Below are 328 nucleotides of genomic sequence, written 5' to 3' on the forward strand. Positions count from 1 at the left end.
TCTGGAAATTCCACGCATACGCTAATCCACCAGTTTAATCCGTCAAAGGATATTCTCGGATTCATATATTTAGCATCTGTTGGAATACGTCCATGTTCTGCAAGTCTTACCCAGTTCAGCTTTTGTTTGTTAGCTTTCCTGCTGGAAGAAAATCCCTCAAATTTAACGTGGGTGTCACTAAACTGTATTTTAATGTTGTCCTGATAAAATTTAGGCGTTGATTTCTTTTTAGACTTGAATCTCGGATGTTTTTGCAAACTTTTGAAAAAGTTTTTGTAGGCTATGCAAGCATCTTTAATTGCCTGTTTGGTTACATTATTGGAAACAT

The 328-nt window shown here is 36.0% G+C and carries 1 pseudogene; it reads right to left on the minus strand.

The features are described from left to right. Positions 1–328, minus strand: a pseudogene (locus GPK60_RS15730) (RNA-guided endonuclease TnpB family protein); the annotation flags it as partial.

This window comes from Ruminococcus sp. MCC718 (assembly GCF_018783905.1).
GTDB classification, from domain to species: domain Bacteria; phylum Bacillota; class Clostridia; order Lachnospirales; family Lachnospiraceae; genus Hominisplanchenecus; species Hominisplanchenecus faecis.